This is a genomic window from Vibrio sp. B1FIG11, assembly GCF_905175335.1.
In the GTDB taxonomy this organism is placed as follows: domain Bacteria; phylum Pseudomonadota; class Gammaproteobacteria; order Enterobacterales; family Vibrionaceae; genus Vibrio; species Vibrio campbellii.
In genome coordinates this window covers 1313262-1332238 of the sequence record NZ_HG992752.1, presented here as the reverse complement: position 1 = coordinate 1332238, position 18977 = coordinate 1313262, and the positions used below count along the sequence as shown (strand labels likewise).

The 18977-nt window shown below is 45.6% G+C and carries 14 protein-coding genes; 12 read left to right on the top strand and 2 right to left on the bottom strand.

Annotation, left to right across the window (positions count from 1 at the left end; translation table 11 throughout):
• The first annotated feature begins 63 nt into the window (after window positions 1-63).
• The 12 genes from tssI to tssG all read left to right on the top strand — a co-directional run bounded on the left by tssI (window position 64) and on the right by tssG (window position 14997).
• Window positions 64-2142, top strand: a complete 2079-nt coding sequence (gene tssI / locus KHO06_RS22750; protein WP_005426734.1) for a type VI secretion system tip protein VgrG — start codon at window positions 64-66, stop codon at window positions 2140-2142.
• Window positions 2142-2627, top strand: coding sequence for a hypothetical protein (locus KHO06_RS22745; RefSeq protein WP_005426834.1), 486 nt, complete (start codon window positions 2142-2144; stop codon window positions 2625-2627). Before tssI ends, KHO06_RS22745 begins: the two co-directional genes overlap by 1 nt.
• 57 nt (window positions 2628-2684) lie before the next feature.
• Complete coding sequence (locus tag KHO06_RS22740) at window positions 2685-4004, top strand: hypothetical protein (protein ID WP_212582583.1); 1320 nt, start codon at window positions 2685-2687, stop codon at window positions 4002-4004.
• Window positions 3985-4977 (top strand): DUF2169 domain-containing protein, encoded by a 993-nt coding sequence (locus KHO06_RS22735; RefSeq protein WP_212582582.1) that lies wholly within the window; start codon window positions 3985-3987, stop codon window positions 4975-4977. Before KHO06_RS22740 ends, KHO06_RS22735 begins: the two co-directional genes overlap by 20 nt.
• On the top strand, window positions 4970-5914 hold the full coding sequence (locus tag KHO06_RS22730; protein WP_081234269.1) for a hypothetical protein: 945 nt from the start codon (window positions 4970-4972) through the stop codon (window positions 5912-5914). The genes KHO06_RS22735 and KHO06_RS22730 overlap by 8 nt, the downstream gene beginning before the upstream one ends.
• Window positions 5915-6149: 235 nt before the next feature.
• Complete coding sequence (locus tag KHO06_RS22725) at window positions 6150-8153, top strand: protein kinase (protein WP_212582581.1); 2004 nt, start codon at window positions 6150-6152, stop codon at window positions 8151-8153.
• Window positions 8153-9754 carry a type VI secretion system protein TssA gene (tssA, locus tag KHO06_RS22720; RefSeq protein WP_212582580.1) on the top strand — a complete coding sequence of 534 codons (1602 nt, stop codon included), beginning with the start codon at window positions 8153-8155 and terminating at the stop codon, window positions 9752-9754. The genes KHO06_RS22725 and tssA overlap by 1 nt, the downstream gene beginning before the upstream one ends.
• A 26-nt stretch (window positions 9755-9780) precedes the next feature.
• Complete coding sequence (gene tssB, locus KHO06_RS22715; protein ID WP_005426761.1) at window positions 9781-10287, top strand: type VI secretion system contractile sheath small subunit; 507 nt, start codon at window positions 9781-9783, stop codon at window positions 10285-10287.
• An 8-nt stretch (window positions 10288-10295) separates the two neighbouring features.
• Window positions 10296-11771, top strand: coding sequence for a type VI secretion system contractile sheath large subunit (gene tssC, locus KHO06_RS22710; RefSeq protein WP_045372234.1), 1476 nt, complete (start codon window positions 10296-10298; stop codon window positions 11769-11771).
• A 61-nt stretch (window positions 11772-11832) separates the two neighbouring features.
• Window positions 11833-12243 carry a type VI secretion system baseplate subunit TssE gene (tssE, locus tag KHO06_RS22705; protein ID WP_005532467.1) on the top strand — a complete coding sequence of 137 codons (411 nt, stop codon included), beginning with the start codon at window positions 11833-11835 and terminating at the stop codon, window positions 12241-12243.
• Window positions 12244-12253: 10 nt separating this feature from the next.
• Window positions 12254-14002 carry a type VI secretion system baseplate subunit TssF gene (gene tssF, locus KHO06_RS22700; protein WP_005426835.1) on the top strand — a complete coding sequence of 583 codons (1749 nt, stop codon included), beginning with the start codon at window positions 12254-12256 and terminating at the stop codon, window positions 14000-14002.
• The gene (gene tssG / locus KHO06_RS22695; protein WP_038892734.1) at window positions 13999-14997 is read left to right on the top strand and encodes a type VI secretion system baseplate subunit TssG; all 999 of its coding nucleotides are present in this window, start codon (window positions 13999-14001) and stop codon (window positions 14995-14997) included. The genes tssF and tssG overlap by 4 nt, the downstream gene beginning before the upstream one ends.
• A 99-nt stretch (window positions 14998-15096) precedes the next feature.
• On the opposite strand, the gene KHO06_RS22690 is transcribed toward tssG, so the two are convergent.
• Window positions 15097-15549: an Lrp/AsnC family transcriptional regulator gene (locus KHO06_RS22690; protein ID WP_005427005.1), complete on the bottom strand. Its 453-nt coding sequence runs from the start codon at window positions 15547-15549 to the stop codon at window positions 15097-15099.
• A 32-nt stretch (window positions 15550-15581) separates the two neighbouring features.
• Window positions 15582-18971: a type VI secretion system membrane subunit TssM gene (tssM, locus tag KHO06_RS22685; protein ID WP_212582579.1), complete on the bottom strand. Its 3390-nt coding sequence runs from the start codon at window positions 18969-18971 to the stop codon at window positions 15582-15584.
• Window positions 18972-18977: the final 6 nt, after the last annotated feature.

The window sequence follows — 18977 nt, the reverse complement described above, 5'->3', positions numbered from 1 at the left end:
GCGTAAAGATTCAGGGCCAACAATTGTTGGCCCTAATTCGATTATTTGTATCAGGTAAAAGATATGGTGAATGACGTAGAATTTAAATTTGAAGTGCCAGGGTGTGGGCACGACTTTCGAGTAGAAAGCTTTCAAGTGAATGAAGAGCTTTCGAAGCCTTTTCACATCAGTCTCTCATTACTTTCACTTGATCCAGATATCTCTTTTGATGCGTTAATTCGCAAAGCGGGAACGCTGACTCTTTATGGACAAGGGGTAGGGGCTGCGCGCGTTTTTAATGGCGTGGTAAACGAAGTTCGTTACCTTGGAACGGGTCGTCGCTTTTCTCGCTACCAGTTAGTTCTTGTGCCTCAAGCTTGGTTCTTATCTCAGCGTCAAGACTGTCGTATATTCCAGCAAAAATCAGCGCAAGACATCATCACCGAAGTACTTGATGATGGGGGCGTGACGGATTACCGCTTCGAAGTCTCTGGGACGTATCCGCCAAAAGAGTATGTACTGCAATATCGTGAATCTGACCTTCAGTTTGTTCAACGAATGATGGCTGAGCACGGTATGTGGTATTACTTTGACCATACCGAAGCCAATCACACCATGGTGATTGTAGATAGCAACGACGCGATTGCGCCACTGGTGAGTTCTCCACTTAACGCTTCTTACATCGGTCCGATTGTTTTCCATGCTGACGGTGGCGGTGTTGCTGATCGTGAACATATCTCAGATCTTGAGCTTGTAAACCGTGTGAGAACAGGCCAAGTTACATACACCGATTACAACTACGAACAGCCTAAAATCCCTCAAGAGATGACCCACGCGGGCGATCTTGACCAAGATTTAAAGCAGTTTGATTACCCTGGCCGTTATGTTGACCCTGCAATGGGGCAGGTGAGAACAACAGAGTGGATGTCTGAGCACATCGTCGACAATCAACAAGTCGAAGCAAGCAGTGATGTGATGCGTTTAGCGTCCGGCTACAGCTTCAGCATTAGCGATCACCCTCGTTCTGAAATCAACCGTGATTACATCATGTTATCGGTCATGCACACTGGCCAAGATCCGCAAGTGCATGAAGACGAAACAAACGGTATGCCAACCACGTATTACAACCAGTTTTCTTGTATCTCACGTGATGTGGTGTTCAAAGCGCCAAAGCTTGCACCTCCGGTTGTTGATGGTCCACAAACGGCGGTAGTTGTCGGTCCTGCAGGTGAAGAGATTTACACCGATAAACTTGGGCGAATCAAAGTTCAGTTCCATTGGGATCGTTACGGTGATAACGATGAACACGCAAGCTGCTGGATCCGTGTAAGCCAATCTATGGCAGCGCCAACATGGGGTGCGGTTTACTTGCCACGTATTGGTCATGAAGTTGTTGTCACCTTCCTTGAGGGCGACCCAGATCGCCCATTAGTGACTGGCGCGGTTTATAACGGTCTTCACTTCCCTCCGTACTCGTTACCGGAGAACAAAACTCGTACTACGTTCCGTACCCAAACGCATAAAGGCACTGGCTACAACGAACTGAGTTTTGAAGACGAAGCGAACCAAGAAGAAGTCTACATTCATGCTCAAAAAGACATGTCGACGAAGGTACTTAACAACCGTTACCGCGATATCGGTCAAGACGAGTTCCTAAAAGTTGCGCGTCATCAGACGAACGAGGTCCATGGTGATCACAAGGAAACTATTGATGGACACAAGACAACCCAAGTAAACAGCACCTTTACTGAAACCGTAGAGCAAGACGTCACTGTTACTTACAACGCCAACGAAACTCAGTATGTGAAGAACAATTCTGATCTAGAGATTGGTGATAACCGCACAACCAAGATCGGTAAGAACGATGACTTGGATGTGGGCGAGAACAGCAACTTAACGGTTGGTGCGTCGAAAAGCTCAGACATTGGCGCGGACGATAACCAAACTGTGGGTGGTAACTTAACCGTATCAGTAAAAGGCAATACCTCTTACAAAGCCGATGGTGCAACGCAAATCATCAGTGGTGACAAGATTGTGCTGAAAACTGGTGGTTCTTCCTTAGTGATGAACAGTGACGGTTCAATCAAGCTTTCAGGATCTTCAATCACCATTGAAGGCAGCGATAAAGTCGTCGTGAAGGGTGGTAACGTAGCGATTAACTAATGATGGAAAAACAACCTCTTATTACAGAAACCATCACGAAACAGCAAGCCGAGACACCGGCTTGCTTTTCGCGTTTTGGAACCATAGTCGCCATTAATGAATCAACAGGCAGTGTTCGCGTTGATTTTGATGGTAATCCATTTAACCAACCGCTAACGGCAAGGCTAGGGCGAGGCTTTCGCCGTTCTGAACTGCAAATGGCTATCGATAATTCATTAAGTTGTCGAATCGAATTCTTGAACGACGATTTAAGCTTGCCTCTCGTGACGGACATTTTCTTCTCGATTCTCGATGATTCTGATGAGTTTGTATTGCGAGCTAAGAAGATGGTCATAGAGACGGAGCAAGAACTGATCGTCAAAAGTGGTGAAACTGAAACTCGTTACAGCGGGCGTGATGGCCGCATTACGACTAAAGCGAAGTACGTCACTTCCCAAGCAGAAAAAGCACAAAAAATTCAAGGCGGAACGATCGCAATTAACTAGTTACCTCGTGTTAACTAACTGATATTGCGTTATCGCACGCTAACAATGGATAAGTAGATGCGACAAAGAATCGGTGTCGAGCACCTAAAGACACCCATAACCAATCAAGAAGTCGAAGGCGCGTTAGCAAGAGCTGAGCGTGCTGTGAACGACCTTTCCCAATTGCCGTCAACTTGGCTGAGCTTTTGTAATGAAAAGCTGTCTATTGCTTCTGAGAGCATCGGCTTTTTAATCAAGCAGCGTGTACAACTTCATAAACGAGGCTATCCGAGTCGTGATCTGGATTACCTCAAACTGATTGAGCGCCAAATAGAAGAGCTCAAACAAGTGTATCTGTCGTTTTATCGATTAGCTCCGGGGTTAATTCATCAGCTAAGAAGCCAAGAGCCAGAAATCTACGCTTGGCTGATGCTACAGAAAGAACTTGGCTCTGAGCTCGATAATCTCTTATGTGGATTGAGCTTACTCGAAGAATTAGACGCATACACCACCAAGGTCATTGTCACGCAATCTCCAGTTGAACATATGGATAGCGTGATGTCGGAGCTCATTGAGGGCAAAGCGAAATCCAGTCCGTTTTACTTTGAATGCTTACGTCTGCGCCAAGCTTTGAGTGTTGCGCTGATTAAACGTTGGCACAAAGCCGAAATCATACGTCCTCACATCGCGCTACCGCTTTTAGCGTTGCAGGATGTAGAAGAGGGGATTGAGTGGATCAACGACCATGCAAATGGTGAGCAGTATCTGTTTGAACGTTTGATCACCAAGCGTGACAGAGGCACTTGGTTCCGACAGTACTTTGGTATTGAACCGAGTGGTTTGCCTTCGGCTCAAGTATTGACCTTCGCGAAGCTACTAGAACTAAAAGAGTTTGAAGCGTTCAATATCTCTTCTTCATTAGCCCCCGTTGATTTTGCTCTCAGTGGCGATTGGAAATTAGTCCCAGAAATCATTGAGCACTTGGAAACTCTAGAAGAGGACGACGGTGAAACTTGGATTCAAGCTTTGTATGTGGTTTACGGGAAGCTTCTACCACTAATGCCACAAGACGTTGGTGTTGAGTATGAGTGGGAAGAAGTAATCGACTTACTTAATGAATGGTTAGAAGACGAAAAGCACATTCAAAATCTGCCAAGCCGATTGGGATACGCATTGAGCTTCGAATCCACGTTAGCGGCAATGCAAGATGCCAACGTTGACGTGCTGTTCCGAGATTGGCTATGGCGACAAATCTGTATTCAATCCCGAGCCTACGTACCTTGGGATATGGCGATGCCAATTCATCAGCAAGATTGGAACTTCAATAATTTAAAGGCCGCACCTTCTGCGAGCGAACGATTCAATTTAAGGAATAGCAATGCAGTTATGGGATATTGAAGCGTACCCAGAGCTATCGCTTAAAGGCCGTTTTCAACGTGACGAAAACGGTGATGAAGTTTGGGTAGTGGTCGCTAAACGCATATGGCAATTCGATGGTGTGGTTTGGCATGAATTAGGTGAAAGCGAAATCTTCGATGACCCCCAATATTTGGGTGAAGAAGGCTTCTCTGCGATGAAAGTTGACCACGAATTCGCTTATACCAAAGACAACACGGATGTACTTGTTTACGGTAAAGCGCGCAGCTACGCGAAAAAGCCGGTGACATACCAAGAGTGCCGCTTGTTGATTGATGGCCACATTGATAAAACCCTCGCGATTCATGGTGATCGGGTTTGGGTAGAGCATGGCGGTAGTATCACACTCAGCAAGCCTGTGCCTTTCATTGAAAAAGACATTGACTACACCTGCGCGATAGGTGGCGACTTGCGTAACCGAATTGGTGGTGGTGTTGCGGACTCCAACAAAGAGCTGCTTGAACAGCAAGTGCCTTCGATTTTCTATCCTAGAGAAGAGTGGAGCTCTACGTCGAAAAATATTCGAGTCGCGGGCTTTGGGCCTGTTCCTCCATTCTTCGAATCTCGCCAAAAACTGGCGGGTACGTTTGATGAAAATTGGATTGAGAACCGCAAGCCAATGTTACCGCTGGATTTTGACCGACGTTTCTTCCAAAGTGCACCTGCAGATCAACAATGCAAAGGCTTTCTTCATGGTGGTGAACGCTTGATGATGAGTGGCTTTTGTCACGATGACACGCTCTCATTCCGCATACCTAAAGAGAAATACCGTGCCATTGCCACGTTCAAAGACGGCGCCTATCAAGTTGATATGGCGATGTATACCTTATTTGTGGATGCTGAAAAGAAAACCATATCAATCAGTTATACGGCTGCATTTCCTTGTCAGGGAAAAGAGCATTTGTTGGTGTCTACGTCTATCACTAAGTTGGAAGAGGTGAGCGAGCATGCATAATTCTACAGGTCGTTACGTGCTGGGGATGGAAGTGATGACGCCCACAGGCATGAACTTGGATATCGCTACTAATGTAGCAAATGCTGACTTAGCGAGGTTCGACCAAGTCGTTGGTGAGGACGGAATTGAGCGTTTCACATTCGCGAAAATTGAATATACCAAAGAAAGCGGTTTGTTCGAAAAAACCTGTGAGTTAACGGCGAACTTATTGGACTCGCTCTTGGCCCAGCTGCCTCGTTCTTTGAAGCCGATTCCATTACTTCTTGCTGTGCCTACGACAATTTCATTAGTGAAGATGCAAGAATGGCTTGGTGAAAGTGACTATTCTGACTTTCTTTCTGTGGTCGAAGCAGTTCACGCAAGCGGTCCTAGCTTCGTGCTACAAGCCATGAAGTCCTTGGATAAATACGACGCCATGATGTGCATTAGCGTCGATTCTATGGTCAACAGGATGCAAGAACTTATCGACGATAGCATGGTCATGAGTACTAATAATCCATGGGGGGTTATTCCAAGTGAAGGGGGCTCGGGCCTCATTCTTTGTCGCAGAAATACCGTAGAAACACTCAAGCTTAAGCCTTTAGCACAACTTGGCTATATCGATACTGAACTGAACACGACAGACCGAAGAGGCATGTACCGCCTTGTACAGCGCGCGAGTAAAAAGCTTAATGCTTTCGGAGAGGTGTATTCTGACATGACGAACCTGCGTGCGCACAGCGAAGATTACGGTTTCGCGCTGGGTGCCAAAGCAGAGCGCTTTACTCATCCCGAATTGCCTATGCTTATCAATGAGTTATGGGGAACAATGGGCAGTTGTTCTTCACTAGCGCTCTTGGCATTTACAGTTAAAAATCATCATTTTAACCAACCTTCATCGTTACTGATGTTTGATTTTAATGGTGACAAAGGGCTACTCCAATTACTCGCATGCTAGTATGAATCAACACGTTAATATTAATGAAAACGCTCTCATAATAATGACTTTGTTTTTAATACGAGAAAACAGCATGACTGATGTAGTGAAAGCGTAAGTCAAAGAGTCTAATAACTTAGTAATAATAACTAAAGTAATAGACTTACTGTTCGTTTTAAATACCAGCCTTGAAACAAGGATGTTTCAACCAATATTATTTCGGCCTAATAATATTTGTTCGATAAAAGAGTGCAAAGTGTCTGATAAGCAGGGAGCGGCCAAAGGATATATTGATCAATTGGTTGTCAAAGCCATTGAGAAAAAGAAACATAACGAGCAAAGGTTGGCGCAGAAAAATAAGCCAAAGCTTGAGTACGTACTTTTTTCACAATTTGATGTACTAGACACCTTGCCGTCGAAAAATGGTAGAACAACCGTTTACCATCTCGCCAAAAAAGGCCAACCTGACAAGCAAATCTGCTGTAAAGTCGTCAATGAGGACGCGCCAGATATTGCCAGCAAAATGTTGGTCAATGAGGCAAGCAGATTAGAGCTTTCTCAACATCCAAGCGTTGCGGATTTCATTAAAATCGGTAACGAATTTGAACGTCCATACTTAATGTACGAGTGGATCCAAGGTGAATCACTGGCAGAAAAGATGGAGCGTCATTCCTCTAAAGGTTTCCGTCATGATCACATTGCTTGGTTAGTTTACCAACTCGCTGGTGCGCTGGAATTTATGCACACTCGAGGTATTTGTCATCTTGATATCAAACCATCGAATGTCCTGGTTAGCGAGGGCGATTACGTCAAGCTGATTGACTTTGGTGCAGCGCGCTATATCGGTGAGGCTGAATCTCACGCCGAAGCTAGTTTAAGTTACGCGTCGCCACTTTACCTTGAGACTGGCAAGACCGAGCCACAAGACGATGTTTATTCACTTGCACTGCTGACGGGCCATTTATTTATTGGTTCTATTTTTGGTGATGCTTGGCACAAGCAATTAAAAGATCGTAAGCGTCCGGCACTGATTCCAAATCATATTTGGAAGTTGCTCAAGCAAGTGATTAATAACCCAAGAGGGCATGGCTATACCGCTATTTCTTTTGCCCAGCAACTTGCCCGCATTGATACTCAATCTATCGATTCTCAATCGAATGCGCCTATTTTTAGTAGTCTGCGTAATGCTGATTTATTGTTGACCCATTGTAAGCCTCAGGACAAAGCCGGTTACGGTCGTTTTAAAGTGCTTGAAGCAAGCTTGGTATTAAGTGTGATGGCAGTAACAGGCCATTATCTGTACGAGCAAAATCAACCAGAGTGGAAAACAATCGTAAAATCGGAACCAACGATTTCACAAGCGGGTACGCCGCTGGTTAGCACTATTAAGCCTGCGCAAACGGCTTCTTTCTTAGCTCAGCCTCCTTGGGCAATTGAACAGGCGCTCAATGATATGGAAAAAGACGTGATGTCGACGGCGCCATATCGGGAAGCATTCCAAGTTCAGCAAATGAAGCTGTCTAAGTTGTACAAAAAGAACCAAGGTGAATTGACGGCTTATCAAGCCTTGGCCGATGACTTGCCAAAAACGTTGGTCGATCTGCGTAAAGAGCTAGTCACATTGCGCGAGAAACTTGTCGATGATGGCGCGCTATTCCCTTATGCCGATAAAACGCTGACTAAAGTGATGGCGGGTTTGAATGTGGCGTCGGTCGACTCGATGAAAATTTCTGCCATCGCAGGAAGTAAAGAAGAGCAAATTGCCAGCTTGATCCTTGATGGTGAAGTGCAGCTTGCTGACAAAGAAATGAAAGCTGCTTGGTTACTAAACCAATCTGAGGCGTATTTCTACAGCCAAGTGTTGCCAAACAAGGTCATGAAGAACATCAATGACTCTATTGAGCGGCATGCAAAGGATCATTACTACACCAAAGCCATCGAAGAGGCGAAAGCGGCGAAGGCGTACTTTGGTAATACTCCAGAACTAACCAAAAAAGTCAAAGATCTGATTGTCGCTCGTAGCGAATACATCCTATTTAGCACAGTCACCGAACAATCCGTCTTTGATAAACAGAAACTGCACGATTCCCTTACCGATCTTGAGCGAAATGCACCTAAGAAGTTTGGTGAAATCACCGATTTGCTTGAGAGCATGGCAACGGACTCCATCGATAAAAGCCATCAACTTTCTCGTCCAGCACGCGGTGCCATAGCGGTTGAACGAGCGTTAAGAGACTACCAAGCAGAGAGAAGAGGCTAATGTCAGTGATTGATATTGAACGTTTGCTTACGCCAATTTCTGATGCTGCTCCAGTAGGTGAAGACGCGCGCTACGAGTTTTGCTACGAAATGATGGAATCCGAAGTGAAGAAGTTCGGCTCATTATTTGGTGAAACGGTAGATTGGACGGTCGTTAAAACGCACGCAACAGAAGTCTTAGAGCAGCACAGTAAAGATTTAAAAGCGATCTGTTACTTGATTCGGGCACTAACGGAAGAGTTTGGCCTACAAGGTTTCGAACAAGGCTTGAAGTTGCTTAGTCATGCGTTAAGTCAGTTTGGTGGTGAGCTTTACCCTTCGCGTAAGCGTGGTAGAGATGGCGCGGTCGAATGGCTTAACCATCAGTTTAAACTGGTAAGCGGTAAGTTAGCGGAAAGCCCGCAGTCTTGGGCGTTGGTTTCTAGTTGTATTTCTACTATCGAAGAAGTGCAGCGTCAGTACGACGACGTTTATCAAGATTCAGAAGCAGACTTTTTTGAGATCCGTACTCAGCTCAATATGTTATCTCAGCAAGCTGCCGTCGATGGCCAGAGCGATGACGGCTCTGCAAGTGAAGTTCAACCTGAACAAGCGCCTTCTGTGCTGGTAAGCACGACTCAAACTGAGCAAACGAATACTGCTGTTGATTCGCCAAAGCCAGAACAGGCTCAAAGCGCACCAGTTAAGCCGCTGTCGCCAGCTCCGAAGCCAGCGCCAGTCAAGAAGGCCGTCACACAAGAAGTCGACGTTGATACGGACTTCTCATCACCGACGGCATCGAAACGTACGCTTAAGAAAGTCGCAGAAGTGATGATTCACGCTAACCCAAGTGACCCTTTGGCATACCGAATTTATCGTCATCTGACTTGGGATGACATTGATGGCCTTCCTGATCATCAAAACAACGAAACGCCATTGAGCTTGGCGGTGTCTTCGGATCAACAGGCGGACTATCGTGACAAAGCTAATCAAGAAAGCGACATCGACACGATCAAACGCTTGGAGCGTACATTAACCGACGCACCATTCTGGCTGACGGGGCATCACTTCGTGTACTCGATGCTCAATAACTTGGGCTTTGATGATGCGGCCATCGCTGTAAAGCAAGAAGTGAAGCGTTTTGTTAATTCATTAGAGGGCATTGAACACCTCTCATTTAAGAATTCTATACCATTTGCAGATGAAGCAACCTTGAGCTGGTTATCGACTCAAGATGCAGCTTCTTCAACTTCTCAACCTGTAGTGCAAACAGTTGTGATCTCTGAAGAAGATTCGCTGCCGATGGAGGATATCACTCTAGAAAACCTAGGGGAATATGCCGCAGAACTTGCCCACAAACTCGAGCTGGATAGCTCGGGACGTGGACAGTTTATGCTGTATTTACAATTGATAGCAGCTTACCAGTCTGTTGGATTATACCCATTGTGTCTGCCTTATCTTGAGAAGGGTTGGGAAGTACAAAAAGCGTTTAATCTCGCGAGCTGGGAACCCCACTTATCGTCACAGTTAGAAGACCTGATTCGAAAAACACTCCATCAGTTATTCAGAAGTAAGGATCTTTTGCCTGAGAAGTATGAAGAGTGGCAAGCAATTTATGACTAATTAAAGAGTTAAATAAGGAACTAATTATGTCACGTGACGGCTCGGTGGCTCCTAAAGAGCGAATTAATATCCGTTATGTTCCAGCAACTGGTGATACGCAAGAAGACGTAGAACTGCCGCTGAGCATGATGGTGGTTGGTGACTTTACTGCACGTGCAGATGAGACGCCTATCGAAGAACGTACTCCAATCAATATCGACAAAGACAACTTTAACGAAGTGCTAGAAGGCATGTCTCCAAACGTTAAAGTGAACGTTGAAAACCGTCTTTCTGACGAAGAAGGCGGCCAAATCGGTGTTGACCTAACGTTCCAAAACATGAAGGACTTCTCTCCTGAAGCGATCGCGAAAAGCGTACCTGAGCTGAACAGCTTGCTTGAGCTTCGCGAAGCGTTGGTTGCATTGAAAGGCCCTCTAGGTAACGTTCCTGCTTTCCGTAAGAAGATCGCATCGGTTCTTCAAGATGAAGAAGCGAGAAAGAAACTGTTGGATGAACTAAGCATTGGCAACGACCAAGAAGCGAAAGAAGAGTAAGGGATATCATGTCTGCAGAAGCACAAGCTCCAGAACAAGAAGCAGCCTTAGTTGAATCAGGCTCACTTCTGGATAGCATTCTTAACGAAACTCGTTTAAAGCCAAGTGATGAAGGTTTTGACGTTGCAAAACGCGGCGTAGAAGCGTTCATCAGTGAGCTACTAAGCAGCTCGAACACAGAGAAAGTAGACCAATCTTTGGTTGACCTAATGATCTCTGAAATCGATCAAAAACTGTCTAAGCAAGTTGATGCGATTCTTCACAACGAAGAAGTTCAAGCGATTGAGTCAACGTGGCGTGGTCTTAAGTACCTTGTTGATCACACTGACTTCCGTGAGAACATTCAAATTGAACTGATTTCTGCGAAGAAAGATGAAGTACTTGATGACTTCGAAGACGCTCCGGAAGTGGTGAAGTCTGGTCTTTACAAACAGATCTACACACGTGAATACGGTCAATTTGGTGGTAAACCAGTTGGTGCTGTTATCTGTGATTTCGCGATGTCAGCGTCTTCTCCAGATATTAAGTTGATGGAATACATGGCGAACGTGGGTGCAATGTCTCACGCACCTTTCATCACGTCTGCTTCGGCTAAGTTCTTTGGTCTAGATAGCTACGAAGAGCTACCAAACCTAAAAGACCTTAAGTCAGTATTCGAAGGTCCACAATATACGAAGTGGCGCGGTCTACGTGAACACGAAGATGCACGTTACCTAGGTCTATGTACGTCTCGCTTTATGCTACGTACGCCTTACTCAGTAGAAGATAACCCAATTAAGGCGTTTGACTACGATGAGCAAGTTACAGATGGCCACGATAACTACCTATGGGGTAACTCTGCGTACGCAATGGCTTCTAAGATCAGTGAGTCATTTGCTAAGTACCGTTGGTGTCCAAACATCATTGGTCCTCAAAGTGGTGGCGCAGTTCAAGACCTGCCGGTTTACAACTTTGAAGCAATGGGTCAAATTGAAACTAAGATCCCAACTGAGATCCTTGTTTCTGACCGTCGTGAGTACGAACTAGCAGAAGAGGGCTTTATTGCTCTAACCATGCGTAAAGGCTCTGACAACGCGGCATTCTTCTCTGCTAACTCTGTTCAAAAACCAAAAGTGTTTGCGAACACGCCAGAAGGCAAACAAGCAGAGATGAACTACAAGCTAGGTACTCAGCTTCCTTACATGTTCATCATCAACCGTCTAGCACACTACATCAAAGTGCTACAGCGTGAGCAAATCGGTTCTTGGAAAGAGCGTTCTGACCTAGAAATCGAACTGAACAAGTGGATCCGTCAATACGTTTCTGATCAGGAAAACCCGCCAGCGGAAGTTCGTGGTCGTCGTCCACTGCGTGCTGCTAAGGTTGAGGTATCAGACGTAGAAGGCGATCCAGGCTGGTACAAAGTATCAATGTCTGTCCGTCCTCACTTCAAGTACATGGGCGCGAGCTTCGACTTGTCTCTAGTGGGTAAACTAGACCAGTAACCCATTACTGAAATCATCAAGCAGCCAGTGAAGACTGGCTGCTTTTTTCGTAGGACCGAACATGGAAAAAGGTTATCGTCTTTTAGAGCGGATTGAGTTGGGTGAGCCAAAAAATTGCTACGAGAAAGTGGTGTCTCATAAGCATTTGATCGAATCCATTCATTCTCACCTTGCTGACTTGCTGAATACCCACTCTGGTAATGCAATGATCGACAATGAATATGGCCTGCCAGATTTTAACGACGTGCTTTCCAATAACACGAACCTCGTTCGTCACATTCAACAAAACATCACATCAACCATAGAACGCTTTGAACCGCGACTGCTGAATGTCGAGGTTCATTACCGTGAAGACCACCATAACCCATTACAACTCGGCTTTGGTATTCGCGGCGAAGTTTCCCATAACGGCGGTAAAGTCCCAATGTCGATCGATGTCTACATGGGAACCGACGGCCAATTTAACGTTTAGTAGGTGCCACTTGAGTAACAGTAAATACTTTCAAGATGAACTCACGTATTTGCGCGAGTCGGGTAGTGAGTTTGCCAAATATCATCCGAAGTTAACTCACTTTCTCTCTGAAGGAACCTTCGACCCAGACGTCGAGCGACTACTGGAAGGTTTCGCTTTTCTGACTGGGCGTATTCGAGAGAAGATCGACGACGAATTGCCAGAGCTGACGCAATCTCTGATGACTTTGCTGTGGCCGCATTACATGCGTTCAATTCCGTCTTTGTGCATCAGTGAGCTAAAACCGCATACCGGAAGTGTTACTGAGAAAACGGTGGTAAAACGTGGTGCAGAAATGGCCAGTGAGCAAGTCGAGGGCACGCAATGCCTTTTCCGCACTTGCTACGATGTGGACCTATACCCAATCACGATCACCAATATTGAACAAACTAACAGCCGCACCAGTTCAGCGATTGATGTAACGTTGTCGACGGAGCATGGTCTTGAGCTGTCTAGAATTGGTTTAGATACGTTGCGTTTGCACTTGCATGGTGAGATTCATATTACCCGCACTGTCTTCCTCTGGCTGTTCCGTTACTTGGATTACGTGGAGCTGGATGTCGGTGGCGGCTACAAACATCGCTTGGGGCCAGAATATGTTAAGCCGGTAGGGCATGAAGAAGACGAAGCGCTTCTGCCTTACAGCAAAAACTCTTTCGCAGGGTACCGCTTGCTGCAAGAGTTTTTCTCTTTGCCTGACAAGTTCATGTTCTTCGACATTAAAGGCTTAGAGTGGTTAAAAGGCATTCCTCAGCGCAGTACGGTGAAAGTGAAATTCTACTTTAAGCGCGCATTGCCTTCAGAAGTGGTACTTAAAGATAAACACTTAAGGCTACATTGCACGCCTGCTGTGAACTTATTTGAAAAAGATGGCGATCCAATTCGTTTGGAGCACCGTCGCAATGAATACAAAGTGCGCCCTCAAAGCAATACTCAAGAACACTATGAAGTGTACGGAATTGAGCAAGTGGAGAGTTGGAGCAAAGACGAGCGTCGCCGTAAACCATTAATCGAATTCGAATCGTTTGAGCACCAAATCAACCAGCGTGATAAGCGAGAGTTCTACAAATCAAAAGTCGGCGAGCGAGTAAGTGGAAGAGGGTTAGAGCGTTATATCTCGTTCCATACGCATAATGGTGATATTGCGGATTTAGGCACAGAAACTGTACTGATGAAACTGCAATGCAGCAACGCCGATCTGGCTGAGCGCCTTTCAGTGGGCGACATTACTTACGCGACCCACAAATCGCCGACGTATGCGACATTTAAAAACATCACTAAGCCGACACAATCGGTGAGCCCACAGGTGAACGGTGAGCTTCAGTGGCAGCTGATCGCCAATATGTCTCTCAACTATTTGTCACTGGCGAACATTGATGTGTTGAAAGTGCTGCTCTCGACATACGACTTCCATTCTCGTGTCGACAGACAAGCTCACCGAGCGTCGATTCACCGACTCGATGGTATTGTTTCGTCTGAGATGAAACCCATTGACCGCGTGTTCCGTGGCGTATCTGTACGTGGTAACCAATTTAAGCTGGTGACCAATTCGAAGTTCTTCGTAAATGAAGGCGATATGTTCCTGATGGCAACCGTGCTCAATGAATTCATCCGTTTGTATTCGAGTGTGAACTCCTTTACTGAATTGGAGGTGTTTGATGAAGCGACAGGTGAAGTGTACAACTGGGCAAGCCTGATTGGACAGCAGACAATTCTATGATTACAACACTTACTGATAAGTCGTATGAGTTCAGCTTCTATCAAGCGGTATTGTTGCTTGAGAAGCACTACCAGCTAGAGCCAAATTCTAACTTTGTCGCGGTTGGTGAGAACAAGTACTTCCACCAAGAGCGCATAGAGTTTAGTGTCTCGCCGAGTCTTGCTTTTCCAAAGAGTGATATGGAATTTATCACTCATATGGAAAGAAATGGGCAACAGTATTCGCGCGTCGAGACGAACTTTTTAGGTTTGCATGGCTCAAGTTCGCCATTGCCAGCGTCTTATACCGAGAAGCTTGCTGGACGTGATCCAGATGATAACCCGGTAAAAGACTTCTTTGACTTCTTCCACAATCGTTACACTAGCTTGCTGTACCGTGTCTGGAAGAAATACCGTTATCACGTACAGTACCAAAGCGGTGCAAGTGACGCGTTCTCAGGGCGGATCCTGCATTTGGCTGGCCTGTCTGATGTCATGCAAGACTGCGATGTCGCGGAGTTAGATCGAGCAAAGATCCTCTCTTATGTTAACCAGCTGTCTACCCGCACACGCTCTCCTAAGCTGATTTCCGGTATTGTTTCCCACTATTTCTCACTACCGAGTGTACGAATCGAAGAATGGGTGTATCGACGAGTAGACATTGCAGAAAGCCAACGCAACAAGCTTAACCGTGCCAACTGTGTATTAGGGCAGACCTTACATTTGGGGCAAAGTATTGCGGATTTGAACGGCAAATTTAACTTGTGCATCGACAACATTGATTTTGAGACGTTTAGGCAATTTTCCTACGATGGCGAGCTGCATAAGACGCTGGTGGGATTGATGCGTTTTATTCTACGTGACCCGATGTCTTGGGACCTTAAGCTAACGGTGAATCTCGATTCCATCCCAGAGAACCAGCTGGGTAATGGGGAAGGGAATCAGTTGGGTCAAACCTTTTGGCTTGGTAGCCCAGGTGAGAAAGATGCCAAGATACGTGTGATCGGTAGCATCTAGCTTTGGCCGCCAGGAGTACGAAAATTGAGGAACAAAAAAGCCGCGATTGACTCGCGGCTTTTTAGTCTGAAAAGAATGTTCGGCGGGAACCTAAAAAACTTATCGACTAATTGGTTGGTGGAGTACCACCGTTGTGTCGAGTTTCTGAATTCCGCTAAAAGATTCAATTTCATTACATAGGTGGTGAATAGACTGCAGGTCAGGTGCTTCGATGAGAGCAATAATGTCGAAGCTACCCCCCACAACGCTGGTCAGTCGTACCTCTGGAATCTCTTTAAGGGCGTTCGTTACTTCATTTTTCTTGCCCTTTTCACAAGAGATCAGCAGATAGCTGGCAGCTTTGCGACCCTCATTCTCAACACGGATCTGAGCAGTGTAGCCCTTGATGATCCCTGTCTTTTCCAACCTATTGATTCTTTCTGCAACAGCAGTACGAGACAAACCGATATTTCGTGATAGATTCGCAATCGACTCTCGTCCGTTAGATAACAGACTGGATAGTATTTTGCGGTCTAACTTGTCTAAGCCTTGTAAAGTCATGTTCGAAATCATGTGTTCTGCCTATTCTGGTTTTTATATTGTTATTAAATCGACTCAGGGAGTGTAAAGTTATACAGCTCGGCAAGAGTGAATGGGTTTTTCTGTGTCAAAGGAGTGATACGAAGGCTCAAGTCCCTCCCAGACACTTTTATGTCACTGACGAAGCTACCGTTATGAGTGTTTGTCAGGGTCGAATCACCTAGCAATCTGTATATCGCCCACTGACCACTCTTATTAAGAACGTGCTGCTTGCCCTCGTCTGTCACATCTTGGATCGTGATACTAATGTTGAAGTCACCGTTCTGCGGCGGCCACTCCATCTCACGAATTCGGCTCGGACCGTGATAGTAGTTGATATCCGTGTCTGAAATTTTCAGACTGGCTCGGATAGCACTGGAATCAAGGTCTAATACTTTCGCGCTGAACGGAATATAAACTCGGTTTGTGCTCTTGTTGATCAACGTATCGCGGATAACGTTGTAATTGCGCAATTGCACCAATAGGGCAGGCGAAAGAGGCATTGTCTCGCCATCCACCTGCTTTGGTGTCCACAAGTTTGTATCGTAGAACGGTGCGAAGTTCTTCTGAATAAACGTATCTAACAAACCACCTGATGCGAACAACAGCTCGAAGTCTTCAATTGAAATCTCTTCTGTCGCGTTCAGATCAAATGGGTATTTACCAAGCCCTAGCTCTTTAAACTTGGTGTAAATCTCGCTGTACCATTGGGTTTGAATGCCTTTTGCGGACTCAGCAATCATCACTGACCAGCTTTGCTGTACCACATCAAGTAACCAGCTACGCACTGGCTCTGGAGACTTCTGCGCGATCTGCTTCAGTTTGATAAGCGGATCCGCTTCAGTACTGTTCATGCGGTGTTGGGCTGCTGCAAGTGCGGCCATTTGTGGATCTGGCGCATCAGCGATGTCTTTCATGTAAGTACGAACACGGCTTAATGCTGCAATGGTTTCATCCCATGGAGTAGGGGAGTTAGGTGTCTCACTGACTTGAAGTTGGTTTAACAAGTGGAAGGCTTGCTCAACACGCTTCATCAGTAAGTAATCTGGCTGTACGGCTTCTTCTACTGCTTCTGAGGCCGTATCTGCAACTTCCGCTAGCTTAGGGTTTACATTGGCAATTAATGCATTCTTTTCACCAACCGGAGAAAACTGGGTGTTCGCGTACACTTGTTTTAATACAGTCGTCATTGGAGAAGACGGACCGGAAATCAGGTCGATTGCATTCGTTAAGTCGCCCACATTGCTGTAGTGCTGTACTTTCAGTTCACTCAGTGCATTACGCCAGTAGTTGATGTAGTCATCGGTGTATTTCTTACGTACCTGTGTCTTAAACGCATCCTGCTCTTGTTTCGTAGGGATCACGTGGTTAGACAAGCCAAGAACCCAGTTGTCACTGATAACCTGCTGTGACATTAGGTCCACACGAGGGCGATAGAAGGTGCTAAAGCCAGTGGACGTGTAGACTTTGTCAATCACTAAGCGGTTGTTGTCTAGCGGTTCGTTAAACACGTTGTTGAACTCAAAGCCAACGGCGCGTTGAAGATCTAGCGTACCAAGGTCGATAGCATCGGCTTGATTCAAAATACCCGCATAAACAAGGTCGACGTTAGAGTTCGCAAGTAATGAACGGCGAGTGGCACGAACAATGTCCATATTGATATCAACAGGCGCAAACTGAGTGCGGAAATAAGCGTCTAAATAGCGCATTGCTTGGTTTACGACATCCGGCTTATCGCTTAAATCATTAAGGGTTTGCAAGGTCTGGCGACGTAGGAACTGAATGTCACGCTTTGAGCGATCGTTCAGCATCAAGTAGCCTTTTAGCAATGGCAGTGTCGCGGCAACGTCATGTTGGTTGTGCGTCAACTCTAGACGGTAGCCTCTCTCAACAACGGGCATAAGCTGTTGTGCAACTTCTTTAAGCAGTGCTTCGTAAGCCAGACGTGTGCTTTGGTCTAAGCGGCTAATGTTCAGTGGAAGTACTTCTTCATCTAGAGCTCGAGAGCCTTCTAGCCATGCACTGTACGAAGGTTGAATAGCGCGAGTGGCGTTTACGAGAAGCTGATTGAAGCTTGCTTCTTGTTCAACCTGACCGTTGTCATCAATACCAAGCAATTGGTTAATCACACGCAAGTTACTGTCTAGTGTGGTAACAAAGAAGTAGGTACCGCCAGCCAACAAGATCACGGACGCTAACATGGCCAAATGACTTTGACGTTGGATTAAGCGTAAATACGTTTTGTTTTCACCCGCAAAGTCGCTCTCAGGCAAAATCTGAGAGTCAATCAGGAAGCGAGAGAAGTAAGGCGTTTCTGTCAGCTGTGTGTGCTCTGAAGCAATGATCGGCAAATTAAAGTAATTGCTGCAGCTTTTTGCTAACAGGTTGTACTTACGACCACCTTGTAAGCTAGAGCAGAAAAAGATCTCACGAATGTCGAGCGAGTAAGTGCCGCTGTTTGAATCGCAAAGACGTTCAAGGACGTAACTGATTTCTGCTTGGCAAAGCTCGAACTGTTTCGGGAATGACAGAATGGCTTGTTTTTCATCGATGTCTGTTGAATTTGCAGAAGCGTCCAGAGCATTGCTTTCCAGTACTTTCACCAGATTACGGTAACCATCTCGGTAGTACTCAGTGATGACGCCTTTCGCTTCTTTAAGAGGAATAGAAAGGAATTCGACACGAGTTTTCAGAGAACTGAAATGTACGTACTCCTTGAAACCGTCCAACTTATCAAGCTTAGACATCATCAAATAAACTGGTAGTGCCGATGATGTTTTTTCGCTAATAGAGCTGAGGCGCTGCAATAGTGCGGTAATGGTGTAATCTTTTTGCTCTGGTTCTGAGACGATCATGAACTCAAAGTCGGTAAAAAATAAACAGCCAGAAAACGGTTTTCTTGGACGGTGACGAATAACTTCATCAACAAACGTGTTCCACAATGAAGCATCGCTACTGGATACTTCTTGGAATACGAGGCGTTGGTCTGGTTTTACATAAACCGCATCGTCAGATTCATACCATTCAAAGAAATCGTTTTTTGCAGTGCGAGAACGATCCATTGGCTTAATTGCGCTTGAATTAAACAAAAATTGACGTCGGCCAGACCCTTTATTACCAATCATTAGGTAGATTGGTTTCTTCCCTGAATGAGAAAGAAGAGGGCGGATAACCATAGAAAGGGCTTCTTCCTCGGTTTCCAAACGTTGAGCTTTCGAGTTGTTCTTTTTCTTAAACCATAGTGACAACTGGAATATAAGATAAAACGCAGAAATGACGCCAAGGCCAATCCATAGATATAGCTTATCTGCATCTTCAAGTAAGAATAAATACACTGCTGCAAATATCGCGGCTAATAGCAAAGCCACTATGGTAGAAACCACGATCGGGTTTCTTAGTATTTTTTGTTTGAACATAAGCCT

Excerpts from the sequence above, each read along its gene's own strand:
- tssI (WP_005426734.1), top strand. The coding sequence starts at position 64 with ATGGTGAATGACGTAGAATTTAAATTTGAAGTGCCAGGGTGTGGGCAC.
- KHO06_RS22745 (WP_005426834.1), top strand. The coding sequence starts at position 2,142 with ATGATGGAAAAACAACCTCTTATTACAGAAACCATCACGAAACAGCAA.
- KHO06_RS22740 (WP_212582583.1), top strand. The coding sequence starts at position 2,685 with ATGCGACAAAGAATCGGTGTCGAGCACCTAAAGACACCCATAACCAAT.
- KHO06_RS22735 (WP_212582582.1), top strand. The coding sequence starts at position 3,985 with ATGCAGTTATGGGATATTGAAGCGTACCCAGAGCTATCGCTTAAAGGC.
- KHO06_RS22730 (WP_081234269.1), top strand. The coding sequence starts at position 4,970 with ATGCATAATTCTACAGGTCGTTACGTGCTGGGGATGGAAGTGATGACG.
- tssA (WP_212582580.1), top strand. The coding sequence starts at position 8,153 with ATGTCAGTGATTGATATTGAACGTTTGCTTACGCCAATTTCTGATGCT.
- tssB (WP_005426761.1), top strand. The coding sequence starts at position 9,781 with ATGTCACGTGACGGCTCGGTGGCTCCTAAAGAGCGAATTAATATCCGT.
- tssC (WP_045372234.1), top strand. The coding sequence starts at position 10,296 with ATGTCTGCAGAAGCACAAGCTCCAGAACAAGAAGCAGCCTTAGTTGAA.
- tssE (WP_005532467.1), top strand. The coding sequence starts at position 11,833 with ATGGAAAAAGGTTATCGTCTTTTAGAGCGGATTGAGTTGGGTGAGCCA.
- tssG (WP_038892734.1), top strand. The coding sequence starts at position 13,999 with ATGATTACAACACTTACTGATAAGTCGTATGAGTTCAGCTTCTATCAA.
- KHO06_RS22690 (WP_005427005.1), bottom strand. The coding sequence starts at position 15,549 with ATGATTTCGAACATGACTTTACAAGGCTTAGACAAGTTAGACCGCAAA.
- tssM (WP_212582579.1), bottom strand. The coding sequence starts at position 18,971 with ATGTTCAAACAAAAAATACTAAGAAACCCGATCGTGGTTTCTACCATA.